The sequence below is a fragment of the Sphingopyxis sp. OAS728 genome (assembly GCF_014873485.1).
GTDB lineage: Bacteria > Pseudomonadota > Alphaproteobacteria > Sphingomonadales > Sphingomonadaceae > Sphingopyxis.
Window position 1 is genome coordinate 1,640,478 of sequence record NZ_JADBDT010000001.1, and the last position, 26,427, is coordinate 1,666,904.

Annotated in this window: 24 protein-coding genes and 1 other RNA gene; 13 read left to right on the plus strand and 12 right to left on the minus strand. The window is 65.2% G+C overall.

The window, feature by feature from the left end; translation table 11 throughout:
• Positions 1-60 precede the first annotated feature (60 nt).
• From GGC65_RS07675 to GGC65_RS07685, 3 genes are all read left to right on the plus strand, one after another.
• Positions 61-522, plus strand: a complete 462-nt coding sequence (locus GGC65_RS07675; protein ID WP_192646614.1) for an Lrp/AsnC family transcriptional regulator — start codon at positions 61-63, stop codon at positions 520-522.
• Positions 523-607: 85 nt separating this feature from the next.
• Positions 608-3,604 carry a DUF2339 domain-containing protein gene (locus GGC65_RS07680; RefSeq protein ID WP_192646615.1) on the plus strand — a complete coding sequence of 999 codons (2,997 nt, stop codon included), beginning with the start codon at positions 608-610 and terminating at the stop codon, positions 3,602-3,604.
• An 11-nt stretch (positions 3,605-3,615) separates the two neighbouring features.
• Positions 3,616-4,785 carry a benzoate/H(+) symporter BenE family transporter gene (locus tag GGC65_RS07685; protein ID WP_192646616.1) on the plus strand — a complete coding sequence of 390 codons (1,170 nt, stop codon included), beginning with the start codon at positions 3,616-3,618 and terminating at the stop codon, positions 4,783-4,785.
• A 7-nt stretch (positions 4,786-4,792) separates the two neighbouring features.
• Here the strand turns inward: GGC65_RS07685 and GGC65_RS07690 are convergent, their stop codons facing one another.
• The 5 genes from GGC65_RS07690 to GGC65_RS07710 all read right to left on the minus strand — a co-directional run bounded on the left by GGC65_RS07690 (position 4,793) and on the right by GGC65_RS07710 (position 10,268).
• Positions 4,793-5,992 (minus strand): ABC transporter permease, encoded by a 1,200-nt coding sequence (locus GGC65_RS07690; protein ID WP_192649440.1) that lies wholly within the window; start codon positions 5,990-5,992, stop codon positions 4,793-4,795.
• A gap of 8 nt (positions 5,993-6,000) precedes the next feature.
• Positions 6,001-6,729: an ABC transporter ATP-binding protein gene (locus GGC65_RS07695; protein ID WP_192646617.1), complete on the minus strand. Its 729-nt coding sequence runs from the start codon at positions 6,727-6,729 to the stop codon at positions 6,001-6,003.
• The gene (locus GGC65_RS07700; RefSeq protein WP_192646618.1) at positions 6,726-8,036 is read right to left on the minus strand and encodes an efflux RND transporter periplasmic adaptor subunit; all 1,311 of its coding nucleotides are present in this window, start codon (positions 8,034-8,036) and stop codon (positions 6,726-6,728) included. The genes GGC65_RS07695 and GGC65_RS07700 overlap by 4 nt, the downstream gene beginning before the upstream one ends.
• Positions 8,033-9,445, minus strand: coding sequence for an efflux transporter outer membrane subunit (locus GGC65_RS07705; protein WP_192646619.1), 1,413 nt, complete (start codon positions 9,443-9,445; stop codon positions 8,033-8,035). The genes GGC65_RS07700 and GGC65_RS07705 overlap by 4 nt, the downstream gene beginning before the upstream one ends.
• A gap of 187 nt (positions 9,446-9,632) precedes the next feature.
• Positions 9,633-10,268: a cation transporter gene (locus tag GGC65_RS07710; RefSeq protein ID WP_192646620.1), complete on the minus strand. Its 636-nt coding sequence runs from the start codon at positions 10,266-10,268 to the stop codon at positions 9,633-9,635.
• A gap of 68 nt (positions 10,269-10,336) precedes the next feature.
• Here GGC65_RS07710 and GGC65_RS07715 point away from each other — a divergent pair, with 68 nt between their 5' ends.
• On the plus strand, positions 10,337-10,747 hold the full coding sequence (locus GGC65_RS07715; protein ID WP_192646621.1) for a MerR family transcriptional regulator: 411 nt from the start codon (positions 10,337-10,339) through the stop codon (positions 10,745-10,747).
• Positions 10,748-10,799: 52 nt separating this feature from the next.
• On the opposite strand, the gene ssrA is transcribed toward GGC65_RS07715, so the two are convergent.
• Positions 10,800-11,155: a transfer-messenger RNA gene (ssrA, locus tag GGC65_RS07720) on the minus strand.
• 38 nt (positions 11,156-11,193) lie between these two features.
• Positions 11,194-11,610: a large conductance mechanosensitive channel protein MscL gene (mscL, locus tag GGC65_RS07725; protein WP_192646622.1), complete on the minus strand. Its 417-nt coding sequence runs from the start codon at positions 11,608-11,610 to the stop codon at positions 11,194-11,196.
• Positions 11,611-11,726: 116 nt separating this feature from the next.
• On the opposite strand from mscL, the gene GGC65_RS07730 reads away from it, so the two are divergent.
• The 5 genes from GGC65_RS07730 (at position 11,727) to GGC65_RS07750 (ending at position 15,023) form a co-directional block, all read left to right on the plus strand.
• On the plus strand, positions 11,727-12,323 hold the full coding sequence (locus GGC65_RS07730; protein ID WP_413052721.1) for a LemA family protein: 597 nt from the start codon (positions 11,727-11,729) through the stop codon (positions 12,321-12,323).
• 112 nt (positions 12,324-12,435) lie between these two features.
• Entirely contained in the window at positions 12,436-12,843 is a 408-nt protein-coding gene (locus GGC65_RS07735; RefSeq protein WP_192646624.1) for a TPM domain-containing protein, read from the plus strand.
• Positions 12,840-13,661, plus strand: a complete 822-nt coding sequence (locus tag GGC65_RS07740) for a TPM domain-containing protein (protein WP_192646625.1) — start codon at positions 12,840-12,842, stop codon at positions 13,659-13,661. The genes GGC65_RS07735 and GGC65_RS07740 overlap by 4 nt, the downstream gene beginning before the upstream one ends.
• A 12-nt stretch (positions 13,662-13,673) precedes the next feature.
• A complete protein-coding gene (locus GGC65_RS07745) occupies positions 13,674-14,360 on the plus strand; it encodes a TPM domain-containing protein (RefSeq protein ID WP_192646626.1) in 687 nt (228 codons plus the stop codon).
• A gap of 117 nt (positions 14,361-14,477) precedes the next feature.
• Positions 14,478-15,023, plus strand: coding sequence for an NUDIX hydrolase (locus GGC65_RS07750; protein WP_192646627.1), 546 nt, complete (start codon positions 14,478-14,480; stop codon positions 15,021-15,023).
• 187 nt (positions 15,024-15,210) lie between these two features.
• On the opposite strand, the gene GGC65_RS07755 is transcribed toward GGC65_RS07750, so the two are convergent.
• The 5 genes from GGC65_RS07755 to carA form a co-directional block, all read right to left on the minus strand.
• The gene (locus GGC65_RS07755; protein ID WP_192646628.1) at positions 15,211-15,846 is read right to left on the minus strand and encodes a rhomboid family intramembrane serine protease; all 636 of its coding nucleotides are present in this window, start codon (positions 15,844-15,846) and stop codon (positions 15,211-15,213) included.
• A gap of 14 nt (positions 15,847-15,860) precedes the next feature.
• A complete protein-coding gene (gene greA / locus GGC65_RS07760; RefSeq protein ID WP_192646629.1) occupies positions 15,861-16,337 on the minus strand; it encodes a transcription elongation factor GreA in 477 nt (158 codons plus the stop codon).
• 96 nt (positions 16,338-16,433) lie between these two features.
• Positions 16,434-19,754, minus strand: coding sequence for a carbamoyl-phosphate synthase large subunit (gene carB / locus GGC65_RS07765; protein WP_192646630.1), 3,321 nt, complete (start codon positions 19,752-19,754; stop codon positions 16,434-16,436).
• Positions 19,738-20,211 carry a hypothetical protein gene (locus GGC65_RS07770; RefSeq protein ID WP_192646631.1) on the minus strand — a complete coding sequence of 158 codons (474 nt, stop codon included), beginning with the start codon at positions 20,209-20,211 and terminating at the stop codon, positions 19,738-19,740. The genes carB and GGC65_RS07770 overlap by 17 nt, the downstream gene beginning before the upstream one ends.
• Positions 20,208-21,392 (minus strand): glutamine-hydrolyzing carbamoyl-phosphate synthase small subunit, encoded by a 1,185-nt coding sequence (gene carA / locus GGC65_RS07775; RefSeq protein WP_192646632.1) that lies wholly within the window; start codon positions 21,390-21,392, stop codon positions 20,208-20,210. Before carA ends, GGC65_RS07770 begins: the two co-directional genes overlap by 4 nt.
• A 131-nt stretch (positions 21,393-21,523) precedes the next feature.
• Here carA and GGC65_RS07780 point away from each other — a divergent pair, with 131 nt between their 5' ends.
• From GGC65_RS07780 to rpoD, 4 genes are read left to right on the plus strand one after another with little or no spacing between them, the layout of a single operon-like run.
• A complete protein-coding gene (locus tag GGC65_RS07780) occupies positions 21,524-21,976 on the plus strand; it encodes a GatB/YqeY domain-containing protein (protein ID WP_192646633.1) in 453 nt (150 codons plus the stop codon).
• A gap of 45 nt (positions 21,977-22,021) precedes the next feature.
• Positions 22,022-22,411 (plus strand): endonuclease domain-containing protein, encoded by a 390-nt coding sequence (locus GGC65_RS07785; RefSeq protein ID WP_192646634.1) that lies wholly within the window; start codon positions 22,022-22,024, stop codon positions 22,409-22,411.
• Positions 22,408-24,297 carry a DNA primase gene (dnaG, locus tag GGC65_RS07790; protein WP_192646635.1) on the plus strand — a complete coding sequence of 630 codons (1,890 nt, stop codon included), beginning with the start codon at positions 22,408-22,410 and terminating at the stop codon, positions 24,295-24,297. Before GGC65_RS07785 ends, dnaG begins: the two co-directional genes overlap by 4 nt.
• Positions 24,298-24,334: 37 nt before the next feature.
• The gene (gene rpoD, locus GGC65_RS07795) at positions 24,335-26,359 is read left to right on the plus strand and encodes an RNA polymerase sigma factor RpoD (protein ID WP_192646636.1); all 2,025 of its coding nucleotides are present in this window, start codon (positions 24,335-24,337) and stop codon (positions 26,357-26,359) included.
• The last annotated feature ends 68 nt before the right edge of the window (positions 26,360-26,427 follow it).

The window sequence follows — 26,427 nt, forward strand, 5'->3', positions numbered from 1 at the left end:
TCGGCCGAACGACCCAATTTTTGCATATCCTATTCCCAAAAATGTCGATATCAGGTCAAAATGACCGATCTTGACCCATTCGAGATAAAGATTCTCCGCGAATTGCAGCGCGACGCGAATCAGACGACGGCCGAGATCGCCGAGCGCGTCGGGCTGTCGGTCTCGCCATGCTGGCGCCGTATCGACCGGCTCGAACGCGAGGGGTTCATCAAGAAGCGCGTCGCGATCATCGACCGGCGCAAGGTGGGGCTCAACGCGCATGTCTTTGCGCAGGTAAAGCTCGACGCCCACGGCCGCGCCAACCTCGACGAATTCAGCGCGGCGATCCGGGGGTTCCCCGAGGTGCTCGACGCCTATGTACTGATGGGCACCACCGATTTCATGCTGCGCATCGTCGCCAGGGACATCGACGCCTATGAACGCTTCTTCTTCGACCAGCTGAGCAAATTGCCGGGGGTGCAGGAAATCAACTCGACGGTGGCGCTGTCCGAAATCAAGGCGACGACCGAACTACCGCTCTAGGTCGGCACGACCAAATTCCGTTGCCGCAGCAAACGGATCGAAATTGCGGCCGCCACCTGCTACGAGGCCAGTTGAAGGGATCAACGTGTTCGACTTCCTCGCATTTCTTGCCATCGTCATTTTGCTCGTCCTGTTGATGGACACGCGCAGCCGGCTGAAGCGGGCCGAGGCGACGTTGATGGAGGCGGCGAAACGGATCGGCGCATTGCAGCGCGGGGAAGCGCCGCGCGTCCCCGAGAATAAAGTTACTACAGAGATGGCGGCGGAAGTCCGCGATGTCCCCGATGTCGCCGCTGCCGCACCGCGCAGGCCCGCTATCGCGACCGATGCGCCGCCACTCGCCGCGCTGTCTTCCCATCCCGAGGAGACGCCGGACACCGTCGAAGCACCGCCTTCTCCAGCGGTGACTGCCGCCCCCTCCCCGAAACCGGCACCGACGCCCGTGCCGTCCGGACCGCCGCCCAGCCTCGCGTCGCGCTTCGAAAATCTGTTCGGAAAGACGCTGCCGATCTGGGCCGGCGGGCTCACGCTCGCGATCGCCGGCGTCCTGATCGTCCGCTATGCGATCGATGCCGGCTTCTTTGCACGCGTCTTCACGCCGGGCGTTCAGATCGTCGCGGGCTTGTTGTTCGGCCTCGGCCTGATCGGCGGCGCCGAATATGCTTGGCGCAACGAAGAAAAATTGCGCGACGTGCGCGTGCCGCAGGCGCTCGCGGGCGCCGGCATCGCGACGCTCTACGCGGCGATCATGGTCGCGGCGAATGTCTATCAACTGATCGGGCCGCTGCTCGCATTTCTGGCACTCGCGCTCGTCACCGCCGCGGCGCTCGGCCTGTCGCTCCGCTTCGGGCCGCCGAGCGCACTGCTCGGTCTCGCCGGCGGGCTCGCCGCGCCCGCGATGGTCGGCGCGGTCGAGCCCAACATCCCGCTGCTCGCGGTCTATCTCGCGCTGACGATCGCCGGGCTCGCCGGGGTCGCGCGCGCGCGGCGTTGGCCGTGGCTCGCGCTTGCGGCGCTGATCGGCGGGATCGGCTGGGGGCTGTGGATGGTCCTCGCGAGCACGGCGCTCGATGTCGTCGCGTCGCTCTCGATCGGGGGCTTCGTCCTTCTTCTCGCCATCGCGCTGCCGATGATGGCGTTCGAGGGGCCACGCTCGACATTGTTGCGCACGGCTTCTGCGGCTGTCGGCGCGTTCCAGCTGGCGCTGCTCGTCGGCTATGGCGGCTTCGCGCCGCTGCATTGGGGCCTGTTCATCCTGATCGCCGCCGCGGGGCAATGGCTGGCCTGGCGCGAACGCGATTTCGCGATCGTTCCGACGATCAGCCTGCTGCTTTCGCTCGCATTGCTCGTCGCCTGGCCCGATCCGACGCCCTTCTGGTTCGGCCTGATCGGGCTGTCGCTGCTGGTCATCCACGCGCTGCCGCTTCTGATGCGGATGTGGGAAACCCCCAGAAGCCTGCGTCAGACGCTCGAGCTTTGCGTGATCGCGCTTGCGGCCGCGCCGCTGACGAAATGGCATTTCTGGGGCGTCGCCGACGGGGCACTCGCGCTGGTCGCGCTGGGCGGCGCGCTGCTGACCGCGACCGCCATCGGCCGCGGCTGGAAGGTCGAAGGGCGGACAAAGGACAGCCGCGTCGCTTGGCTGGCGGCGACAGCGGGCGCGCTGCTCGCGCTCGCCATTCTCCTCGTCATTCCCGGCTGGCTGGCGCCGCTTGGCATCGCGGCGGTGGCCGCCGCGCTCCTCTTCTTCGGGAAGGCCGCGCTCGACCCGCGCATCGAACGCGTCGCAGCCGGATTCGTCGGCGCGGCGCTCGTCGCGCTCGTCGCGACACCGCGCGCTTTGGACGAACTGCCGCGGCTGGTCGAAGGCGCGGATGGCGCCGACGGCATGGCGATTACCCGCTGGGTCGGCCTCGCGGCCGCCGCTCTCCTCTTTGCCGTGCGCAGTGACGGCGCCATCGTGCGCCGGCTCGGCCAGATCGCCACGGCCTTGTTCGCATATGGCGCATTCGCACAGGTCTTGCCGGCGAACGCGTTGATGCTCGTTCCGGCGCTCGGCGGGGCGGCGGCGCTTCTTGCCGCGCGGCGAATTCCCTTGGGCCGCGTCGATAGCGCGGCGGCCAGCTTTGCGGCGCTCAGCCTCGCATGGGCGGCGCTGCCGATTGCCATTTGGTCGACGAAAGCGACGTTATCGCTCGTGGGTGTGCCCATGCAATTCGACGCGGCGCTACTCACGATCGAACCGCTATTGCTGCGACTGCTGCTCCCCGCGCTGCTGTTCGCGATACCGCTCTGGCTGGTACGCGGAGCGCTCCCGCGCTGGCTGTGGATCGCTGCCATCAGCCTCACCGCGATTGTCGCGGGAATCGCCCTCCATTCGCTCTATCGCATCGGCTTTGCGGCGGTGGCGGGTGGCGACTTCGTCGCGACGGGCATCCTCCAGCGGCTGATCTGGGAAGCGTTGTTGATCGGCGCTGGCTGGTTCGCGATGGGGCGCGGGCTGACCGGCATCGCGCGTCCGCTGATCGTCGCCGGCACCGCGCATGCGCTCTTCTACGGCCTCATCCTGCACAATCCCTTGTGGTCGGCGCAGGCAGTCGGCGCATGGCCGGTCGTCAACCTCCTCGTCCCGCTCTTCCTGCTGCCATGGCTCGGCCTGACACGACTCCCGGCGCTTTTCGCCAAGACGCCGGAGGGGCTCGACCGCGCGATCCAGATTGCGACGATGCTCCTCGTGGCGGGCTTTGCATGGGCGACGCTTCGCCAAGCCTTCCATGGATCGCTGCTCGCGCAGCCGGGTGTCACCGACGCGGAAAATATCCTGCGCTCGATCCTCATCCTCGCGCTCGCGCTGGGCTTCCTGTTGTGGGGCATAAGGGCGAAGCGCCACGACTGGCGTATCGCCTCGCTAGTGCTGATGATCGGCGCGGCGGGCAAGGTCTTCCTGTTCGACGCCTCGGGGCTCGAAGGGCTCGCGCGGATCGGCTCGTTCGTTGCGCTCGGCTTCAGCCTGATCGGCATCGGTTGGCTCTATAGCCGGCAGCTCGCCCCCGATCGCGACACTGCCGCGCCGGCCGTCTGAAACACGAAACCATGCTGCGTAGCCTGCCCCCCATCCCGGCTTGGTCGTCGGCGCTGATCGCCGCGCTCGTCGGCTTTGGCGGGACGATCGCGCTCGTCGTGCAGGCGATGCGCAATCTTGGCGCGTCGGGCGACCAGACGGGGTCGGCGGTCACCGCTTTGTGCCTCGGCATCGCGGTCGCCGGTGCGGCGCTGTCGTGGCGGCTGCGCATGCCCGTCGTGCTCGCCTGGTCGACCCCCGGCGCCGCCCTGCTCGCCGCCGCGGCGCCCGGCCTGTCGTGGCCCGTCGCGATCGGCATCTTCCTGTCGGCGGCGTTGATGATGATCCTGCTCGGCATCGTGCCGCTGCTCGGGCGGCTCGCCGAGCGCATCCCCGCGTCGATCGCGTCGGCGATGCTCGCGGGCGTGCTCCTGCCCTTCTGCCTCAAGCTGTTCGCCCTCGGCGCAGCCGATCCGTTGCTTGTCGCGTTGCTCGTTGCCGTCTTCGTCGCCGCGCGGGCACGACTACCGCTCTATGCGCTGCTCCTCGCGCTCGCGGCGGGCATGGTGCTCACGCTGGCGCGCGGCGATATCGGGCCGCTGCCGCAAGGCGCGACCTTCGGCACGTTATTGCCTGTGGTTCCGACTTTCGACGCGCGCGCCATCCTCAGCGTCGGCGTGCCGCTGTTCCTCGTGACACTGGTATCGCAGAATCTGCCCGGTCTCGTCGTGCTGCGCGGCGCGGGTTATGCGCCGCAGCCGCGCCCGCTGATCGTCGGCAGCGCCCTCGCCTGGCTCGCGGCGGCGCCGTTCGGCGCGCACGGCCTCAACCTCGCGGCAATCACGGCGGCGATCTGCACCGCCGAGGAGGCACACCCCGACCGCGCGAAGCGGTGGACGGTGGGGATGCTCTACGCGGGCTTCTACCTGCTGCTCGCGATCTTCTCACCGCTGCTCGTGCGCCTCTTTCTCGCGCTGCCGCCCACCGTCATCGCGGCGCTGACCGGCATTGCGCTAATCCCCGCACTGCTCGGCGCGATGGAGTCGATGATGGTGGCGAAGTCCGACCGCGATCCCGCAATCCTGACCTTCCTCGCCACCGGATCGGGGCTGACGCTGCTCGGCCTGGGTTCGGCCTTCTGGGGGCTGGTCGTCGGCTTTCTGGCGCTCGCGGCGAGCCGGTGGCTCACGAAACGAAGCTGAAGCGCCGCTATTCGTGCCGCAGCGCGTCGATCGGGTCGAGCTTCGACGCCCGGCGCGCGGGATAAAAGCCGAAGGTAATCCCCATCAACGCCGAGAAGAGGAAGCTCAGCGCGTTGACCAGCGGGTTGAACAGGAAGGGGACGTCGATCACCCCGGCCATGCCCCATGACAGCAGGAAGGCGAGCGCGATGCCGACGACCCCGCCAAAGCAGCAAAGCACCACGGCCTCGGTCAGGAATTGAAGCTGCACCTCGCGCGCGAGCGCACCGATGGCGAGGCGAATGCCGATCTCGCGCGTCCGCTCGGTGACCGACACGAGCATGATATTCATGATCCCGATTCCGCCGACGAGCAGGCTGATCCCAGCGATCACCGCCACCATCGCGGTCAGCGCCCCGGTCGCCGCGCCCAGCGCCTGATTGACCTGCGCGGTGTCGACGACGTTGAAGTCGTTGGCGGCGGTCCCCTGAAGCAGCCGCCGTTCGCGCAGCAGCGCGACGAGCGAGGCCTGGATCGTCGTGCTCGCATAGGCGCCGTCATATTTGATCACGAAATATTGCAGGTCATCGTTGCCACTGAAGCGCCGCTGCACGGTCTTCAGCGGCATCATCACGACATTGTCGCTATCCTGGTCGGGGCCGCCGCCCTCGCCGCGTTCCTTCAGCAGGCCGACCACGGTACACGAAACATTGTCGAGGCGGACTTTCGCGCCGAGCGGGCTCGCGCCCGCCACGAAAATCGCCTGCCTTACCTTCGGCCCGATCAGGCACACGCTCTTGCCCGCGCTCTCTTCCTCGGCCGAGAAGCTCCGCCCCTGCTCGACCTCGACCGACCGCGCGCGGAGAAAGGCATTTTCGACGCCCTGCACGCTCGTCTGCCAGCTCTGGCCGTTGTGGAAGGCGGTGGCGCTCGACGATACGCTGCCCGACACATCCTCGACCCCGGCAATCTGGCTACGCACCGCGTCGATATCGTCCTGCTTGAACGGGCGCGGCGCGCCGCGGTCGCCGCGGACCGGAAAGACGATCAGCACATTCGATCCCAGCGAGGATATCTGGCTCTGGATTGACGCGGTGACGCCATTGCCCAGCGTCACCATCGTGATCACCGCCGCGACGCCGATGATGATCCCCAGCGTCGTCAGGAAAGAGCGCAGCAGGTGCCGCCGGATTTCGCGGAAGGCGAGCAGCAAAGTCGCGCCGAACATGCCGAGCATCAGCCGGCCTCCCCGGCGACCGCGCGGGCGCGATGCTCGACGCTTTCGACCAGCCCGTCGCGGAACCGCACCACGGTGCGCGCGAACGCGGCCATTTCCTCTTCGTGCGTGACCATCAGGATGGTGATGCCTTCGCCATTCAATCGGGTGAGCAATTGCATGATCTCGATCGAGCGTTCGGTATCGAGATTGCCCGTCGGCTCGTCGGCGAGCAGCACCGCGGGCTCGGTGACGAGCGCGCGCGCGATCGCGACGCGCTGTTGCTGGCCGCCCGACAGTTCGGCGGGGGTGTGATCGGCCCATGGCGCGAGCCCGACCTGATCGAGCGCGCGCATCGCGGCGGCATGGCGCACCGCCTTCTTCTCGCCGCGATAAAGCAAAGGCAGTTCGACATTTTCGACCGCCGACGTGCGCGCGAGCAGGTTGAAGCCCTGGAACACAAAGCCGAGATAGCGGCGGCGCAGCAGGCTGCGCTGGTCGCGATCGAGCGCCTGTACCTCGACCCCGCGAAAGCGGAAGATGCCGCTCGTCGGCACGTCGAGGCAGCCGAGGACGTTCATCGTCGTCGACTTGCCCGATCCCGACGGCCCCATCACCGCGACGAAATCGCCGCGCTCGACGCGCATGTCGACGCCCTTCAGCGCCTGGAAAGCCGCCTCGCCCTTGCCGAAGGTCTTGGTGATCCCTTCGAGCTCGATCAGCGGCGTCGAGGACGGCTCGCCGGTCACTTGGGTGCGGCCGCCTTGCCCGTCACGACCTTCATGCCCGCGCGCAATTGCTTCGACGTTACCGCGGTCAGGCGCCCGTCGCTCTCGCCGGTGACGACGTCGATGGGCTTGAGCTTGCCGTCCGCCTGCAACACCCAAACGCGCTGCCGGCTGCCCGCCCCGATCGTTGCGCGCTGTTCATTCTGCTCGAGCCCGATCTCGGGATTGAGCACGCTCGCCTCGCCCTTTTCCTTCGCGTCGGGTTGGAAGCGCAGCGCGCCGTTGGGAACGAGAAGCTGCTTGCCCGTGCTGCCGGTCGCGATCGTCGCGGTGGCGGTCATCCCCGGTCTCAAAACGCCCTCGGCATTGGCGACGGCGAGCCGCGCCTCATAGCTGACCACGGCATTGGCGCTCGCTGCCGCCGTTGCCGCCTGCTGGCTTGCCTGCGAGGCGGTGTTGCTCGATGCTTGGTCGACGCGCTCGACGCGCGCGGGGAAGCGGCGACCCGGATAGGCGTCGACGGTAAAGCTCGCCCCCTGCCCCTCGCGCACCTGCCCGACATCGGCTTCGTCGATTTCGACGCGAAGCTGCATGGCGGACAGATCCTCGGCGAGGATGAAGAGCGTCGGCGTGTTGAAGCTCGCCGCGACGGTCTGCCCCGGTTCGACCTGCCGCGCGAGCACGACGCCCGACACGGGCGAGCGGATCACCGCGCGGTTGCGATTGGTGACGGCCGTCGACAGTTGCGCCTCGACCGCGCGAACATTTGCATTCGCCGCCGCAACGGCCGCGACGTCGCGTTTGACCGCCCCCTTGGCCTGATCGAACTCGACCCGCGACGGCACCTTGCCGCCCGAAATGCGATAGACATCCTCGAGCCGTGCGAGTTGCGCGCGGTCGACGTCGAGCGTCGCCTGCGCCTGCGCCACCTGCGCGCGCGCGGCGTTCAGGTTGGCCTGCGCCTGCGTGATCTGATCCTCGATCACGTCGGTATTGATCTGTGCCAGCACCTGCCCCCGCGTCACGCGGTCGTTCACATCGACATAGATATGGTCGATCTTGCCCGATACTTCGGACCCGACCTCGACCTGGTTGGTCGGGCGCAGATTGCCCGTCGCGGTCACACTGAGCACCAGCGATCGCTCGGCGACCTTTTCGGTGATATATTCGGGCTCACCGCTGCCGCGCGAGCAAGTCGCGACGCCGAGCAGCACCACAAGCACCAGCAGAGCCGGCAGCCAATATTTCATCCAGCGCCGCCAGCGCGGCTGCGGCTTGGCGCCGAGGAATTCGTCGAGTTGCTGCGCATCGGTCGCGGCTTCGGTCATTCTGTCATTCCTCCGTCCGGACCCATATTCATATCGATCGCGCCGCCGCCGAGCGCCTGGTTCAGCACGATAAAGGCATTGGCACGCTCGGCCTCGCTCGCGGCGAGCGCGTTGCGCGCGCCGAGCAACTGACTCTCGGCCGTGAGCAAGGTCTGGAAATCGATCAACCCCGACTGATATTGGCTGCGCGCGAGCACGGCGGCATTGTTCGCGGCCTCGAGCGCCGTGCCGAAAAGCAGGACCCGCTCGCGCGCCGCCGTCAACGCGGCCGATGCGCTTTCGACATCCTCGAGCGCACCAAGGATCGCCTGCTCCCACGCCGCGAGCGACGCTTGCGCCGCGGTCTCCGCGCCGGCAACCTGCGCGCGGGCGCGCCCGCCGTCGAAGATCAGCTGACTGACCCCGGCGAACAGCCCGCCGGTGACGACGTCGAACAGATTGCCGATCCCGAAGGACGAGGTCCCGATATTGCCCGTCAGCCGCACCAGCGGCAGCAACTGCGCGCGCGCGACGCCGATGCGCGCGGTGTCGGCGAGCAGCGCCGCTTCGGCCTGGCGCACATCGGGGCGGCCCCGCAGGATCGCCGCGGGTGTGTCGAGCCCGGCGGCTTCGGGCGGGATAGGGATCGGGCGCGCATCGGCCTCCAGCGCGGCGCGCACCGCGCCGGGCGGTTCGCCGATCAGCGTCGAAATCGTGTTCGCCGCCTGCGCGAAATCGCGTTCGAGCCCGGGGATGCTCGCGGCCGTCTGCGCGCGCTGTGCGGCGGCCTGCTCGACGTCGAGACTGGACACGAGGCCGGCCTGCAAGCGCCAGCGCGCGATTTGCAGATTTTCGTCCTGGATCGCCAGCGTCTCGCGCGCGATCGCGCGCTGCACCGCCAGCGCGCGCGCCGACACCGTCACCTGCGCCACCTGCCCCGCGATCAACCGCCTGAGGTCGGCAAGGCCATAGCCCGCCGCCGCAAGGTCGGCGCGCGACGCCGCGACATTGTTACCGATCCGCCCGAACAGGTCGATTTCCCACTGCGCGTCCGCGCCAAGCGAGAATTGCAGCCGGTCGTCGGCGAGATCGCCGACGTTGCGCCTTATGCCGCCCGACGCGTCAACCTGCGGCAGGAAGCTGGCGCGCGCGGCGCGCACCCCGGCACGCGCCTGCGCCACGCGGGCCGCTGCCTGCGCAATGTCGCGATTATTGGCGAGCGCACGCTCGACATGGCGGTCGACCAGCGGGTCGTTCAGCCGGGTCCAATATCGTGCAGTGTCGGCGGGAAGCGCTTGCGCGTCGCCCGACCATTGTTCGGGCAGGGCTATGCCGGGCTGCGGCGCCGTCCGCAGGGTTGCCGGGGCGCAAGCGGCAAGCCCGCCGGCAAGGACGATGGTGAGCGGCCAATGCTTCCCGGTTTTTCGCATTCGCCCTCTCAAAACCATCAAAACCCCACGTTTTCGCACCCGAAAGCGGCAGGATCATATGTATTGAATGGGCAAAATTTCCGGGAGAGACAATATCCAATTGCCTCTGCCCTGATCTATTTCTCTTCTAATTCTAAATCTCTAGCCAGTTCGTCGACGCTGGAACCGCGCCTTCCGCGGCCGCCGCCTAGGCGGCCTCTCCCGCGGGCGTGGCGGCAAGTTCGCCGCGCGCTTGCCGGAACACTTCGGCGCTGCCCCAGATCGCGAGCCCGGCCATGATCGCCGCGACTGCGAGGTCGGGCCAGCTCCGCCCAGTGCCGAACACACCCAGCGCGGCACCCATCACCGCGATATTGCCGATCGCATCGTTACGCGAGCAGATCCAGACCGAGCGCATATTCGCGTCGCCGGTGCGATAACGATAGAGCATCAGCGCGACCGCGACATTGGCGGCAAGCGCGAGCGCCCCGATCAGCCCCATCGTTTCGGCATGCGGCGCCGATCCGGTGACGAAACCCCACACCGCCGATCCAAAGACCCACAGGCCGAAGACGAGCATCGTCCCCGCCTTCAGCAAAGCAGCCCGCGCGCGCCATGCGAGCGCCATGCCCGCAACGCCGAGGCTGATCGCGTAATTGGCGCTGTCGCCAAGAAAATCGAGCGCGTCGGCTTGAAGCGCGCGCGAGTCCGCCGCAACGCCCGCGACGATCTCGACGCCGAACATCGCGGCGTTGATCAGCAGCGCGATCCACAGGATGCGCCGCCACTTGGGGTCACCCAGCGCGGTCTTGCCGCTTTTGCCGGCACAGCATTGATCGGCCACGTCGAAAGCTCCTGTTATCTTCGAGTCGGCACCCTATATGCACCCTGTAGCAACTACAGGGTCAAGCGATGAAAATCGGCGAACTGTCGCGGGCGACCGGGACCAATATCGAAACCATCCGCTATTATGAGCGCATCGGGCTGCTCCCCGCGCCCGATCGTACCGCGGCCAATTATCGCAGCTATGGCGATGCGCACCGCTCGCGCCTCAGCTTCGTGCGCCACTCGCGCGACCTTGGCTTTACGATCGAGGAAATCCGCTCGCTGCTCGACCTGTCGGACGATCCGGCACGCGACTGCGGCGAGGCCGACCGGATCGCGACCGCGCATCTGGAACAGGTCGAGGCGAAAATTGCGCAATTGACCCTGCTCCGCGACGAGCTCGCCCGTATCGTCGGGCGCTGCCGCGGCGGCGTCGCCGCCGACTGCCGGGTGATCGAGGCGCTCGGCGACCATCGCCATTGCGAAGGCGCACACTGAGAATTTTGGGGAAGGTGGGACGATTCTGTTGCCCGGCTCGTCCCCAGCCGCTGGTATCCGATTCTGTTGCCCGGTTCGGTCCGAACCGCGTTCTATTTGTCTAACCTTAGGCCGTGAGGCTTATCGGTTAGGCAGCCAGAGCGAGTGCTTCGTTATCGTTAGCACCTATTGGTTTTGAGCCTTTAACGGGTTACTCAGCCCGGAAGAAAACATCGTCTTTGAACACACGTCGATCCTGGTTCGGCCCCGTCAGAAACCCGCGCGCCCATCAAGAAACGCGGGTTTGTGGTGGAGCCGCCGGGTACTGCCCCCGGGTCCGCTGTGTCTATTCCACGACACCATTTATCCTCATAGCCGGCCGAAACCGGCACGACTTATATAGGAAGCCCGCCCGCACTTGGAAAGAGCGCAGGCGGGCTATTCGTCCCGTAACAGGCTCAACTCCCTTATTTCTTTCGCAATTCGTCGCGGATTTCGGTGAGGATATCGACCTCGCTCGGCCCCGCGGGCGCGTCGGGTTCCTTGCGCACGACCTTGTTTACCGCCTTGACCAGCAGGAAGATGATCCAGGCCAGAATCAGGAAATTGATCGTCGCGGTGATGAAGGCGCCATAGCCGAACATCGCGACCCCGGCTTCTTTCAGCTTGGCATAATCGGTCGGCGACACGCCCGCGGGCACCTCGCCCAGCAGGATGAACATGTTCGAGAAATCGACCCCGCCAAAGATCGCGCCGACGACGGGCATGATGATATCCTCGGTCAGCGACTTGGTGATCGTCGCGAAGGCGCCGCCGATGATCACGCCGACCGCGAGGTCGATCACATTGCCGCGGGCGATAAATTCCCTGAATTCACTCAGCATCTTGTCGTACCCCGGATTGTTGAGCCGTGCCGCGAAAGGTGCCGCGACGATTGCACAAAGGCAAGCAGCTTCCTATTATGTGTATTGTTGCGGCAAAACGCCGCCGGAGGGAGTTTTTGACTATGACCTATCGTTCCGCTCGCTGGTTGATCCTGCCTGTCGCCGCGATGAGCCTGTCCGCCTGCGGCATCAACAGCGTTCCGACCAAGGAAGAAGCCGCCAAGGCCAAGTGGGCGAATGTCGAGGCCGCCTACCAACGCCGCGCCGACCTGATCCCCAACCTTGTCGAAACTGCCAAGGGCGCTTCGAAGATCGAACAGTCGACGCTGGAAGGCGTGATCCAGGCGCGCGCTTCGGCGACGCAGGTCAAGCTCAGCACCGACGACCTCAACGATCCCGCGAAGGTGCAGGCGTTCCAGCAGGCGCAGGGCAATGTGTCGGGCGCGCTCGGCCGCCTGCTCGTCACCGTCGAACAATATCCCGACCTCAAGAGCCAGGCGCGCTTCGCCGACCTGATGACGCAGCTCGAGGGCACCGAAAACCGGATCAACATTTCGGTCCAGGACTATAATGCCGCGGTGCAGGATTATAACACGACGATCCGCACCTTCCCCGACATCATCGGTGCCAAGATCGTCCATGGCGCGCAGCCGATGACGCCGTACAAGGCGATCACGCCGAACGCGAACCAGGCGCCGACGGTTAAATTTTGATCGACAGGGCGGGCGCCGCTGCCCTTGCCGCTCCGCTCGCGATCCTGATGATCGCGGGCGATGCAAGGCGGCAGCGCCGGTCGAAGCGGCTTATTGCGCCGGCGTACCCAAGATGGCGCTGACGGGCCGGGTGACCGACGCCGCGACCATATTGAACGACGCGGAGGAAGATGGATTGAGCAAACGCCTCGCCCGCTACGAAGCCCGGATACAACATCAGATGGCCATCGTGACGGTTCCCGACCTGCATGGCGTCAGTGTCGAGGATTTCGCGACCTGCTCCGGCAACCGTTGGGGCATCGGCCGCGCGGCGCACGACGACGGCATTCTCATCCTGGTGGCCCCGACCGAACGGCAGATACGTGTCGCCACGGGGAGCGGTATCGAAAATTTGCTGCCCGATGAAAAAGCAAAAGCGGCCATCGATGCCATGACGCCGCGTTTCAAACGACGCGATTATGCCGGCGGCCTGTCGGCCGGCGTCGAAGCCATCGCCGCTCAAACCGGAGATCCACAATGAGATCGCTTTTGCTCGGCTGGGCTCTTGGCCTCTCGCTGCTCGCAGCGCCCGCGATGGCGCAGACCTTCCCCAAGCTGACCGGCCGCGTCGTCGATCAGGCGGACATCATTCCGCCGGTCGAAGAATCCGATCTCAACACCCAGCTCGAACAGCTTGAAAAGACGACAGGGCACCAGCTGGTGGTCGCCACGGTGAACAGCCTCGAAGGCTATGACGTCGCCGACTATGGCTATCGCCTCGGCCGCGAATGGCAGATCGGCGACAAGGAAAAGGACGACGGCGTCGTCTTCCTGATCGCCCCCAACGACCGCAAGATGCACATCGCGGTCGGCTATGGCCTCGAACCCGTGCTGACCGACGCGCTGTCGGGGCGGATCATCCGCGACACGATCACGCCGAAGTTCAAGGCGGGCGACATGCCCGGCGGCATTCAGGACGGCGTCAATGCGATCGCGCAGCAGATCCAGTTGCCGCCCGAGGAGGCCGCGGCGCGTGCTGCTGCCGCCGACAAGGCTGAACGCGACCGTGCCGATGACGGCGATTTCGGCGGGCTCTTCTTCGTCGGTTTCATCATCCTGATCTTCTTCGTCCTGCCGATGCTCTCGCGCATGGGGCGCGGCAAGAAACACCGCCGCAGCCGGCCATGGGGCGGCGCACCGATCATCATCTGGGGCGACGACGACTGGGGTGGTGGAAGCGGCGGTTCCTCATGGGGCGGCGGTGGATCGAGCTGGGGCGGCGGCGGAGGCGGCGGCTTCGGCGGCTTCTCGGGCGGCGGCGGTTCGTTCGGGGGCGGCGGCGCCTCGGGCGGCTGGTAGGGGACGCAGGACATGCCACAGAAAATCAGCCATGTAAGCGAGGCCGACCACGATATCGTCACCGCGGCAGTCGCGGCTGCCGAGGCGCATACGAGCGGCGAGATTGTCACGGTCGTCGCGGCGAAATCAAACGATTATGACGATGTCGCCCTCGTGTGGGCGAGCGTCATCGCCTTTATCGCGATGTCGGTGATCGCGCTCTTTCCCGAATTTTACCGCGGGCTGTACGACCGGCTGACCGGCGGTTGGGGGCATGAGCTGACGGCCAATCAATGGCTTGGGACGGTGATTGCGGTCGGCGTACTCAAATGGATCGGCATGTGGTTGATCCTGCTGTGGCGCCCGCTGCGGATGGCGCTGACGCCGCGTGCGATCAAGGCGCAGCGCGTGCGCGTCCGCGCGATCGACCTGTTCAAGGTCGGCACCGAGGCAAAGACGATCGGGCGCACCGGCGTCCTCCTCTATTTGAGCCTGAAAGAGCATCGCGCCGACATCGTCGCCGACGAGGCGATTGCGGCGAAGGTCACACCCGAAGTGTGGGGCGAAGCAATGGCGGCGCTGATCGAGCGCGTCCGTGTCGGCAAGCCCGGCGAAGGTATGGCCGAAGCGGTGCGCCAAATGGGTATCGTGCTCGCCGATCATTTCCCCAAGGGCGACGAAAATCCCAACGAACTTCCCGACCGGCTGATCGAACTTTAATACCTCCCCTTTTTCGTTCGTGCTGAGCGTGTCGAAGCACAGTTCTTTCTTCAACGGCGCAAGAAAGAACGGCCCTTCGACAAGCTCAGGGCGAACGGAACTAAAAGGAAACCCTATATGACCCGCCCCTCCCCCGACGCCCCCATCGAGACGCAGTGGGAAGGCCGCTTCATCACCGTCAAGCAGCAGGGAACATGGGAATATGTGTCGCGCTCGCGCGGCATTCATGCCGCGGTGATCCTCGCGATCGACGAGGATCCCGACGGCCGCCACGTCATCCTGGTCGAGCAATATCGCGTGCCGCTGAAGGTTCAGTGCCTCGAACTGCCTGCGGGCCTCGTTGGCGACGATACCGCGGGCGAGGCGCCCGAAATAGCGGCGCAGCGCGAGCTGGAAGAAGAAACCGGCTATCATGCCGAAAACTGGCGCACGGTCGGCGAATTCTACAGCTCGCCCGGCATGGTCAGCGAAAGCTTCACCCTGCTGATCGCGACCGGATTGACCAAGGTCGGCGCGGGCGGCGGGGTGGATGGCGAGGATATCATCGTCCACCGCGTGCCGCTGGACGGCATCGCCGATTTCGTCGCGGCGAAACGCGCCGAAGGCTGCGGGATCGACGTACGCGTCGCGATGCTGCTCGCGGGCGGGCTGTTGGCTGGATAGCCGCTCTTGACCCGGTAGGGGACACTCTCTTTTATCGTCACCCCGGACTTGATCCGGGGTCCCGCTTGATACCTACGCCGGTCGATACGAAAAAAGGGGGATCCCGGGTCAAGCCCGGGATGACGAAGGGGTGTTGGACGATGGCAGTTCCCCACCCCAAAAGCCGACAGGCGTCCGGCCGCGTTTCCTATCTCGCGCCGAAGCGCCAGCGGAGCAGCGGGCGGGCCAGCAGCAGGCCCGCCAGAAACCCGCCGACATGCGCCCAGATCGCGATCGCGCCGAAACCGCCGCCGCCGGCAAAGCCGATCAGCAACTGCAGCCCGATCCACGCCGCGGCGAGCCATAGAGCGCGCACCCAGTGCCCCGGAATCGGGCCGATGGCGGATGCCTGCGAGCGGCTGAAGATCAGCGCATAGACCGCGATCAGCGCCGATATCGCGCCGCTGGCGCCGATCATCGGCACCGCCGACTGCGGATCGGCCAGAAACTGCGCGAGCGCGCCGCCATAGGCGCCGACGAGAAGCAGCACCGCCATCGCCTTCGACCCGAGCGGGGCTTCGAGCTGGCGGCCGATGAAAAGCAGCACGATGACGTTGAAGACGATGTGCAGCACCCCGCCGTGCAGCAAGGCCGACGACAGCGGGGTCAGGATGAAGGGGACCATCGTCCCCGGCGGGAGGATCAGTGCGCTACCGAAACGCGCGGGAATAAATCCCGCGCGCACGATCGCGTCGACCTGGAAGCCGGTGATCCAGAGGAGCACGAAGACGACCACGCAGACGAGCGCATAGCCCGTGACCAGCGGCGCATCCTCCGGCTTCATCCTCGCGGCGCCCGTCAGATGAATTCGATCTTGGTCACCAGATAATATTTGTCGCCCGCAGGCACGGTGACTTCGACCTCATCGTCGACGCGGCGGCCGATCAGCGCGCGGCCGAGCGGCGAATTATAGCTGATCTTGCCGTCCTTGGCGTCGGCCTCGGCCTGCCCGACGATCTGGTAGCGGACGGGCTTGTCGTCTTCGTCGGCAAGGGTAACGGTCGCGCCGAACACGATGCGGTCGCCCGACAGCATCGTCGGATCGATGACCTGCGCACGCGAAAGCTTGTCTTCGAGGTCGCCGATCGTCGCTTCGACCTGGCCCTGACGTTCCTTCGCGGCGTGATATTCGGCATTTTCCGAAAGGTCGCCATGCGCGCGCGCTTCTTCGATCGCATCGACGATCAGCGGTCGCTCGGCTTTGAGGGTCGCGAGTTGCGCGTTCAGCTTCTCATAGCCTTCTGCCAGCATCGGCACCTTTTCAACGCTTGCCATTATCCTGTTGTCCTTCGTCAATAATCCAGCGCCAGCGAAACTTCGCCGGGCGGCTGCGCCGCTGTTCCGTCAATGTCGGGGAGTTGGAGCGGTGCCTCAATAATAGTCCTGAAGCGGCTTTACTTCAAGACTGTGCGCGCGGAGCGCCCCGATCGCCTGCGTCGACGCGTCGCTTGCCGCGGCGGTCGTATAATAGGCGATGTCGGCCGCGAGCGCCGAAGCGCGGATCGACTGCGAGTCCTGCAGCGACTGCCACCCTTCGGTGGTGTTGAAGATCAGCTGCACATCGCCGTCCTTGATCCGGTCGACGATATGCGGGCGCCCTTCGGCAACCTTGTTGACGCGCTCGACCGTGATCCCCTCGCCCGCCAGATAGTCGGCGGTGCCGCCGGTCGCGATGACCTTCCAGCCCCAATCGGTCAGCTGTTTCACCGCGCCAAGGATGCGCGGCTTGTCGCTGTCCTTGACCGACACGAAGACACGGCCCTCGGTCGGCAGGCGGTCGCCCGCGCCGAGCTGCGCCTTGGCGAAGGCGAGGTTGAAATTGCTGTCGATTCCCATCACTTCGCCCGTGGACTTCATCTCGGGGCTCAGCACCGGATCGGTGCCGGGGAAGCGCGCGAAGGGGAAGACCGCTTCCTTCACCGCGACATGCGCGATGTCGCGGTTGATCTTCGGCAGGTCGGCGAGCTTTTCGCCCGCCATGACGCGCGCCGCGATCTTGGCGATCGGCGAACCCACCGCCTTCGCGACGAAGGGCACGGTGCGGCTCGCGCGCGGGTTGACCTCGATCAGATAGACCTCGTCATCCTTGACCGCGAACTGGATGTTCATCAGGCCGCGGACTTCGAGCGCACGCGCCAACGCATCGGCCTGCCGCTCGATTTCGGCGACGATCTTGTCGGACAGGCTGTACGGCGGGATCGAGCAGGCGCTGTCGCCCGAATGGACCCCGGCTTCCTCGATATGCTGGAGCACGCCCGCGACGACGACGTCGGTCCCGTCGCAGAGCGCATCGACATCGACCTCGATCGCATCGCGCAGATAGCGGTCGATCAGCACCGGCGAGTCGCCCGACACCTGCACCGCGGTCTCGATATAATTTTCGAGCTGCGCCTGATCGTCGACGATTTCCATCGCGCGACCGCCGAGCACATAGGAGGGGCGCGTCAGCACCGGGTAACCGATGCGCGCCGCGACCGCGACGGCTTCCTCGCGGCTGCGTGCGATGCCGTTTTCGGGCTGCTTGAGGCCAAGCTTGTTGACGAGCGCGGCGAAGCGCTCGCGGTCTTCGGCGAGGTCGATCGCGTCGGGCGAGGTGCCGAGGATCGGGATCCCCGCCTCGGCCAGCGCCTGCGCGAGCTTCAGCGGCGTCTGCCCGCCGAACTGGACGATCACGCCCACAAGCTCGCCCTTCGACATTTCGACGTGCAGGATCTCGAGCACGTCCTCGGCCGTCAGCGGCTCGAAATAGAGGCGATCCGACGTGTCATAGTCGGTCGACACCGTCTCCGGGTTGCAGTTGACCATGATCGTTTCATAGCCCGCTTCCTCGAGCGCGAAGCAGGCGTGGCAGCAGCAATAGTCGAACTCGATCCCCTGCCCGATCCGGTTCGGACCGCCGCCGAGGATGACGACCTTCTTGCGGTCGCTCGGGTTCGCCTCATTCTCGGCCTCGCCGAAGGTCGGCGCTTCATAGGTCGAATAGAGATAAGGGGTCTTTGCAGCGAACTCCGCCGCGCAGGTGTCGATCGTCTTGAACACCGGACGCACGCCGAGCTTGTGGCGCAGCGCGCGCACTTCGGCTTCGGTCACGCCGCCGGTCATCGCCTTCACCGCTTCGTGGATCAGGCCCGAACCGCGCGCGGTCGCGCGCTTCGATCCGGGGCGAAGGTTCGCCGACTGGAGCGCGAGATAAGCAAGGCGCTTGTCGGAGAAGCCCATGGCCTTGAGCTTGCGCAGCCCCTCGGCATCACGCGGCAGGCCGTTTTCGCAGACATCCTGTTCGGCCGCGACAATCTCCGCGATCCGTTCGAGGAACCACATGTCATAGCCCGCGACGCGGTTGATATCGGCGAGCGGCAGCCCCTCGCGGATCGCCTGCGCGGTGTTGAGCAGCCGGTCGGGGGTGCGCTGCGCCAGCTCGTTGCGGAGTTGGTCGTGGCTCGCGCCCTTGAGGCGGTCGACGAAATTGAACCCCGAGAGGCCGGTCTCGAGACCACGGAGCGCCTTCTGCAAGCTCTCGTGGATCGTGCGGCCGATCGCCATCACTTCGCCGACCGACTTCATCGCGGTCGACAGCGTCGCCTCGGCGCCCTTGAATTTTTCGAAGGCGAAGCGCGGGATCTTGGTGACGACATAGTCGATCGTCGGTTCGAACGACGCCGGGGTCACGCCGGTGATGTCGTTCATGATCTCGTCGAGCGTATAGCCAACCGCGAGCTTCGCCGCGACCTTGGCGATCGGGAAGCCCGTCGCCTTCGACGCAAGCGCCGACGAGCGCGACACGCGCGGGTTCATCTCGATCACGATCAGGCGGCCGTCCTTCGGATTGACCGCGAACTGGACGTTCGACCCGCCGGTTTCGACGCCGATCTCGCGCAGCACCGCGATGCTCGCGTTGCGCATGATCTGATATTCCTTGTCGGTCAGCGTCAGCGCCGGCGCGACGGTGATGCTGTCGCCGGTATGCACGCCCATCGGATCGACATTTTCGATCGAGCAGATGATGATGCAATTGTCCTTGCGGTCGCGCACCACCTCCATCTCATATTCTTTCCAGCCGAGGAGCGATTCCTCGATCAGGACTTCGGTGGTCGGCGAGGCGATCAGGCCGCCGCGGACGATATGCTCGAACTCCTCGCGGTTGTACGCGATGCCGCCGCCGGTGCCGCCGAGCGTGAAGCTGGGACGGATGATCGAAGGCAAGCCCGTGCGTTCGAGCACCGCGAACGCCTCATCGAGCGTGTGCGCGACGCCGCTGCGCGCGCTCTCCAGCCCGATCTTGTCCATCGCGTCGCGGAACTTCTGCCGGTCCTCGGCCTTGTCGATCGCCTCGGCATCGGCACCGATCATCTCGACGCCATATTTCGCGAGCGTGCCGTCCTGCGCGAGCGCGAGCGCGGTGTTAAGCGCGGTCTGCCCGCCCATCGTCGGCAGCACCGCGTCGGGGCGCTCCTTCGCGATGATCTTCGCGACGATCTCGGGCGTGATCGGCTCGACATAGGTCGCGTCGGCGAGGTCGGGATCGGTCATGATCGTCGCCGGGTTGGAGTTGACGAGGACGATGCGATAGCCCTCCTCCTTCAACGCCTTGATCGCCTGCGTTCCCGAATAGTCGAACTCGCACGCCTGACCGATAACGATCGGGCCGGCGCCGATGACGAGGATGGATTGGATGTCAGTTCTTTTGGGCATACAGACTCTTGAAAGATGAGGAATCTAAACTAGGTGCGCGGCCAATTCCGGCGCCAAACGAAAAGAGCGAGTTCTTTCGGACACACTCGACAAGCTCAAGGTCGGTTTGGTCGCGGAACGGATTATTTTTCTTTAGAGGAACAGAAACATACTGGACGTGCGTCCAGCCCTGATCGATCAAGAATTTTGCTTCACCGCAGCCCGCGAGAAGCGTCACTAGAAGATCGGCAGACCCGGTACTCAGCACAGGGTCGCTACTCTCTTTCCCCCCTTTGATGGGCCCGCCCGAATGATCCTCACCATCCTCTATCGAGAAAACGAGAAGATCATTCCCACTGTCAAACGCCTTATCATATTTTGCTACGTCGTCGTCCTTGGCGGACCTTTCCGCGGCAGGCGCGCAACCAGCCAAGACAACGGGAAAAGCCAGAAACAGAAGAGGCGTAGCAAGCCTCACTTCAACCCACCCACAAACTTCTCGAACAGGTAGAAGCTGTCCTGCGGACCCGGGCTCGCCTCGGGGTGATATTGCACGCTGAATGCGTTCTTGCCCGTGATCGCGATGCCGCAATTCGATCCGTCGAACAGGCTCTTGTGCGTTTCGACCACGCCCGCGGGCAAGGTCGATGCGTCGACCACGAAGCCGTGGTTCATGCTGGTGATCTCGACCACGCCGTCTTCGGCGCGCTGCACCGGATGGTTCGCGCCGCGGTGGCCCTGATGCATCTTCACGGTCTTGGCACCCGCCGCGAGGCCGAGCATCTGGTGGCCGAGGCAGATGCCGAAGATCGGCACGTCGCGTTCGAGCAGCCCCTGGATCACCGGCACCGCATAATCGCCCGTCGCCGCGGGGTCGCCGGGGCCGTTCGACAGGAACACGCCCGCGGGCTGGTGGCTCAGCACCTCGTCGAGGCTCGCGGTCGCGGGGACGACGGTGACGCGCGCGCCCGCTTTCACGAGATTGCGGAAGATATTGTCCTTTGCGCCATAATCGATCGCGACGACATGCGGCCGCGCGCCGCCGTCCTCGGTCGCATAGCCATGGCCCAGCGTCCACGCGCCGCCGGTCCAGTCGCCGGTGTCGGTGCGGCTGACCGCCTTCGCAAGGTCCATGCCCTCGAGCCCCGCCCAGCCGCGCGCCATGGCGAGCAGCTCGTCGATGTCGAACTTGCCGTCGGGGCTGTGCGCGATCACGCCGTTCGGCGCGCCCGCGTCGCGGATGCGGCGCGTCAGCGCCCGCGTGTCGATGCCCGCGAGCCCGATCACGCCCTGCTCGCTCATCCATTCGGGCAGCGTCTGGACGCTGCGGAAGTTGCTGGGCTGCGTCGGCAACTCGCGCGTGATCGCGCCGAGCGCTCCGTGCACACCGCGTTCCATATCCTCGGGGTTCGCGCCGACATTGCCGATATGCGGGAAGGTGAAGGTGACGATCTGCCCGGCGTAACTGGGATCGGTCAGGATTTCCTGATAGCCCGTCATCGACGTATTGAAACAAATCTCGCCCACAGCAGAGCCGCTCGCGCCATAACCCACGCCCCACAGGATCGTGCCATCGGCAAGGACGAGAACACCCGTAGCCCCGGAAGGCTGGGTTTTAGGCGCGACTTTGGGCGCCACTGGGGGGTTGGCAGGTGCCATTCAACATGCTCCGGACGGGGGGCTAAACGGCCGACCAAGTAGGAGGCAAAAAAGTGATTCACAAGCTATCGGATTTGGAATCTTCCCGCTAGGGAGGGTCTTTCCGAAATTTGCAGCGCATGGGGACACGCATGATTCGTGACGACATCAAGGCTGCGCAGGTCGCCGCGATGAAAGCCGGCGACAAGGCGCGGCTCGGCACCATCCGGCTGATGCTGGCCAAGATCAAGGACAAGGACATCGAGCTGCGCACCGGCACCGCGCCGGCCGACGACGATGTGCTCGTCACCGACGTGCTCCAGAAAATGGTCAAGCAGCGCCGCGAATCGATCACCATGTACGAACAGGGCGGCCGCCAGGAACTCGCCGACATCGAGGCGGCCGAGGTCGTCGTGATCGAGGATTTCCTGCCCGCGCAGCTCAGCGACGACGACGCGATGGCCGCGATCAAGGCGATCGTGGTCGAGCTTGGGGCGGAGAGCCTCAAGGACATGGGCAAGGTGATGGCCGCGGTGAAGGAGCGGCTCGGCAGCCAGCTCGACATGAGCAAGGCGTCGGGCTGGGTGAAGGCGGCCTTGAGCTGATAAAATCTCCCCTCCCGCTTGCGGGAGGGGTCGGGGGAGGGCCTGTTGGACAAAGGCTACAAGCGGCCGACCGCGCGCTCCCGCGAATTACGCCTCAACGCCACGCCCGCGGAACGGAAGCTTTGGGCGCAACTGAGCGCACGAAAAATTGCCGGCATCCGCTTCAACCGGCAATTTCCAATCGGCCCGTTCATTTGTGATTTTGTCTCGCGCAGCGCAAAACTCGTCATCGAAGTCGATGGCGGGCAACATGCGGTTGATGTAGAAAAAGACCAATCGCGCACAGCCTATCTGGAAGCACAGGGATATCGAGTGATCCGGTTCTGGAACAATGATGTGTTGGAACGGATTGAGGGCGTCGTGAGCGAGATCGAACGCACGATTGCGGACATGCCCTCCCCTAGCCCCTCCCGCGAGCGAGAGGGGGACATTTGACCCTCACCCCGCAATGGCTGGACGAACTCCGCTCGCGCATCACGCTGTCGACGCTCATCGGGCGGACGGTGAAGGTCACGCGCGCGGGGCGCGAGTATAAGGCGTGCTGCCCCTTCCATAACGAGAAGACGCCGAGCTTCACGATCAACGACGAAAAGGGTTTCTACCACTGCTTCGGCTGCTCGGCGCATGGCGATGCGATCCGCTGGATGACCGACCAGCGCGGGCTGTCGTTCATGGACGCGGTGAAGGAGCTTGCCGCCGAAGCCGGGATGGAGGTCCCCGCCGCCGACCCCCGCGCGGCAAAAAAGGCCGAAGAACAGGCGAGCCTGCGCGACGTCGTGCAGGGCGCGGCCGACTGGTTCACGCAGCAGCTCGGCAGCAGCAACGGTGCGCCGGCGCGCGAATATCTTGCGAAACGCGGAATTTCGGAAGCGACACGCAAATCCTTCGGTTTCGGCCTCGCGCCCGAGAGCCGCAGCGCATTGAAGGAAGCGCTCAAGAAATTCCCGACCGCGATGCTGGTCGAATCGGGGATGCTGATCGCCGTCGACGACAAGGAACCGTACGACCGGTTCCGCGGCCGCCTGATGATCCCGATCCGCGACGCGCGCGGGCGTGTGATTGCGTTCGGTGGGCGCATCTTGGGCGATGGCGAGCCCAAATATCTGAACTCGCCCGACACGCCTTTGTTCGACAAGGGCCGCGTTCTCTATAATCTCGACAAGGCATCGCCGGCGTCGCGGCAGACGAACCGGATCATCGTCGTCGAGGGCTATATGGACGTGATCGCGCTCGCCGAAGCGGGGATCGCCGATGCGGTCGCACCGCTCGGCACCGCGCTGACCGAGGCGCAGCTCGGGCTCATCTGGCGGATGGTGCCGGTGCCCATACTCTGCTTCGACGGCGATGCGGCGGGACAGAAGGCCGCGATGCGCGCCGCGATGCGCGCGCTGCCATTGCTCCGCCCCGGCTTCAGCCTTGCTTTTGCGACGCTGCCGGCGGGGCAGGACCCCGACGATATCGTCCGCGCGCGCGGCGCCGAGGGGTTCAATGCCATCCTCGACGAGACGCAGCCGCTCGTCGAACGCCTCTGGGCGCACGAGGTCGCGGCGGGACCGCTTGCGACGCCCGAGGAGCGCGCGGCGCTCAAGACCCGCCTGCTCGCGCACGCCGACGCGATCGAGGATGCCGACGTCCGCCACCATTATCGCGAGGCGTTCCGCGAGCGGCTCGACACGCTGTTCGCGCGCAAGCAGCCCGAGCGCGCTCAGCGCCAGCCTTGGACGCCAAACCCGCCGCGTGGCGGACAATTTGGCGGGGGCAATCGCCGCTTCGCCTCCGACCCGCGATTGCAACCTCCGGCTGATGAGACGCGTTCCATCGGGCAAGCCGGGATCGCGGCGCCGTTGATCGCCGCCCTCATCGGCGGACTGCTGCGCTATCCGGGCATTATTCGGCGCCATGACGAAGAGTTAGCGAGGCTCTCGATCGGCGACCCGGCCGATGCGGAATTGCTCGATGCGATGCTTGACATCGGAATGCGGCAAGAAGGGCTTGATTGCGAGGGGTTGCTTGCCATATTGGAGCCAATGAAAGTGTATAATAGGGCGACGACATTGCTCCGAGCCGATGGAATGCACTTCTCATTCAATCGCTCGCCGAAAAAGAATGAGGCTATCGATCACGATCGGGCGCAGAGGGAACTTTCGGAGTTTATCTCTCTCGTGAACACGCAGGCGGAGCTGAAAATGCGCCGTTTGCAAGCCGATGAGATCGCTAGAGCCAGACTTGATGAACAGTCCATCGCAGAGCAGCAGAGGCTGCGAGCGATGGATGAGGACCTGATGCACCGGCTCCAGGCGCTCCGCGAAGGCAGCGCTTAGAACCGAAACCACTTATTGCCCCTAGGCAGGAACAAATATGGCCACCAAGAACACCGCCGACACCGATACCGACACCGACAGCCCGCTGATCGACCTCAACGAGGCCGACGTCAAAAAGCTGATCGCGCGCGGCAAGAAGCGCGGTTACCTGACCTATGACGAGCTGAATGCGGCGCTGCCGCAGGACGAGATGTCGTCCGAGCAGATCGAGGATATCATGTCGGCGATTTCCGACATGGGCATCAACATCGTCGAAAGCGACGAGGATGTGCAGGAAGAGGCCGAGCAGGAAACCGACGACGATATCGACGTCAGCGCCGGCACCGGTTCGGTTTCGAACCCCGCGATCGAAAAGAAGAAGGAAACGGTCGATCGCACCGACGATCCCGTTCGCATGTACCTGCGCGAAATGGGCGCGGTCGAATTGCTCAGCCGCGAAGGCGAAATCGCGATCGCGAAGCGCATCGAGGCGGGCCGCGACACGATGATCCTTGGGCTTTGCGAAAGCCCGCTGACCTTCAACGCGATCATCGACTGGTCGACCGCGCTGAACAACGGCGACATGCAACTGCGCGAGATCGTCGACTTGGAAGCGATGCTCTCGAAGGACCCCGTTCCCGAGAATATGGACGAGGAAGGCGCCGAGGACGACGGCGAGATCAGCGAAAAGACCGCCGGCGTCTCGTTCAAGGACGAGGACGAGGTCGAGGAAGAGCCCGCAGCCGACTCGGATGACGAGGATGGCGAAGGCTCGTCGGGCAAGCGCGAAACCTTCGAGGAGGACGAGGAAGACAACACCCTCAGCCTCGCGGCGATGGAAGAGCTGCTGAAGCCCGATGCGCTCGAAAAATTCGCGAACATCACCAAGAGCTTCAAGGCCTTCTCGAAGCTGCAGGAAGCGCGCCTCGAATCGCTTTCGGGCGGCGAGGAATTCCCCGCGGCGTCGGAAAAGAAATACCACAAGCTGCGCGAAGAACTCACCGCGCAGGTCGAGAGCGTGCAGTTCCACGGCACCAAGATCGAATATCTGGTCGACCAGCTCTACAGCTATAACCGCCGCCTGACCGCGCTCGGCGGCCAGATGCTGCGCCTTGCCGAGCGCCACAAGGTGCCGCGCAAGTCGTTCCTCGACAATTATGTCGGGCGCGAGCTCGAGGAAAATTGGCTCGACGAGGTTTCGGGTCTCGACAAGAAATGGGCCGCCTTCGCCGAAAATGAAGCCGGCGCGGTCGACCGCATCCGCATCGAGATTTCGGAAATCGCGCAGGCGGCGGGCATGAGCCTGACCGAATTCCGCCGCGTCGTGAACATGGTCCAGAAGGGCGAGCGCGAAGCGCGCATCGCCAAGAAGGAAATGGTCGAGGCGAACCTGCGCCTCGTGATCTCGATCGCCAAGAAATATACGAACCGCGGCCTGCAGTTCCTCGACCTCATTCAGGAAGGCAATATCGGCCTGATGAAGGCGGTGGACAAATTCGAATATCGCCGCGGCTATAAATTCTCGACCTATGCGACCTGGTGGATCCGGCAGGCGATCACCCGCTCGATCGCCGACCAGGCGCGCACGATCCGTATCCCGGTCCATATGATCGAGACGATCAACAAGCTGGTCCGTTGCAGCCGTCAGTTCCTCCACGAAAGCGGCCGCGAGCCGACCCCGGAGGAAATGGCCGAGCGCCTGTCGATGCCGCTCGAAAAGGTCCGCAAGGTGATGAAGATCGCCAAGGAGCCGATCTCCCTCGAAACCCCGATCGGCGACGAGGAAGACAGCCACCTCGGCGATTTCATCGAGGACAAGAATGCCGTCATCCCGGTCGACGCCGCGGTGCAGTCGAACCTCAAGGAAACGGTCACCCGCGTCCTCGCCTCGCTCACCCCGCGCGAGGAACGCGTCCTGCGCATGCGTTTCGGCATCGGGATGAACACCGACCATACGCTGGAAGAAGTCGGCCAGCAGTTCAGCGTGACGCGCGAACGTATTCGCCAGATCGAGGCGAAGGCGCTCCGCAAGCTCAAGCACCCGAGCCGCAGCCGCAAGATGCGCAGCTTCCTCGACCAGTAGGGAAAAGCCCCGCCCCGGCGGGGCTTTTTTTTGGCGGTTATGTTTCTGCGGAACCCCTTGCCGGGATG

What these genes read in the sequence shown, in the direction of transcription:
- GGC65_RS07755 (WP_192646628.1), bottom strand. Translation starts at nt 15,846, where the DNA reads ATGAAGCCGGAGGATGCGCCGCTGGTCACGGGCTATGCGCTCGTCTGC.
- GGC65_RS07685 (WP_192646616.1), top strand. Translation starts at nt 3,616, where the DNA reads ATGCTGCGTAGCCTGCCCCCCATCCCGGCTTGGTCGTCGGCGCTGATC.
- GGC65_RS07750 (WP_192646627.1), top strand. Translation starts at nt 14,478, where the DNA reads ATGACCCGCCCCTCCCCCGACGCCCCCATCGAGACGCAGTGGGAAGGC.
- carB (WP_192646630.1), bottom strand. Translation starts at nt 19,754, where the DNA reads ATGCCCAAAAGAACTGACATCCAATCCATCCTCGTCATCGGCGCCGGC.
- GGC65_RS07705 (WP_192646619.1), bottom strand. Translation starts at nt 9,445, where the DNA reads ATGCGAAAAACCGGGAAGCATTGGCCGCTCACCATCGTCCTTGCCGGC.
- GGC65_RS07715 (WP_192646621.1), top strand. Translation starts at nt 10,337, where the DNA reads ATGAAAATCGGCGAACTGTCGCGGGCGACCGGGACCAATATCGAAACC.
- GGC65_RS07690 (WP_192649440.1), bottom strand. Translation starts at nt 5,992, where the DNA reads ATGTTCGGCGCGACTTTGCTGCTCGCCTTCCGCGAAATCCGGCGGCAC.
- greA (WP_192646629.1), bottom strand. Translation starts at nt 16,337, where the DNA reads ATGGCAAGCGTTGAAAAGGTGCCGATGCTGGCAGAAGGCTATGAGAAG.
- GGC65_RS07700 (WP_192646618.1), bottom strand. Translation starts at nt 8,036, where the DNA reads ATGACCGAAGCCGCGACCGATGCGCAGCAACTCGACGAATTCCTCGGC.
- mscL (WP_192646622.1), bottom strand. Translation starts at nt 11,610, where the DNA reads ATGCTGAGTGAATTCAGGGAATTTATCGCCCGCGGCAATGTGATCGAC.
- rpoD (WP_192646636.1), top strand. Translation starts at nt 24,335, where the DNA reads ATGGCCACCAAGAACACCGCCGACACCGATACCGACACCGACAGCCCG.
- GGC65_RS07675 (WP_192646614.1), top strand. Translation starts at nt 61, where the DNA reads ATGACCGATCTTGACCCATTCGAGATAAAGATTCTCCGCGAATTGCAG.
- carA (WP_192646632.1), bottom strand. Translation starts at nt 21,392, where the DNA reads ATGGCACCTGCCAACCCCCCAGTGGCGCCCAAAGTCGCGCCTAAAACC.
- GGC65_RS07735 (WP_192646624.1), top strand. Translation starts at nt 12,436, where the DNA reads ATGGCGCTGACGGGCCGGGTGACCGACGCCGCGACCATATTGAACGAC.
- GGC65_RS07740 (WP_192646625.1), top strand. Translation starts at nt 12,840, where the DNA reads ATGAGATCGCTTTTGCTCGGCTGGGCTCTTGGCCTCTCGCTGCTCGCA.
- GGC65_RS07745 (WP_192646626.1), top strand. Translation starts at nt 13,674, where the DNA reads ATGCCACAGAAAATCAGCCATGTAAGCGAGGCCGACCACGATATCGTC.
- GGC65_RS07780 (WP_192646633.1), top strand. Translation starts at nt 21,524, where the DNA reads ATGATTCGTGACGACATCAAGGCTGCGCAGGTCGCCGCGATGAAAGCC.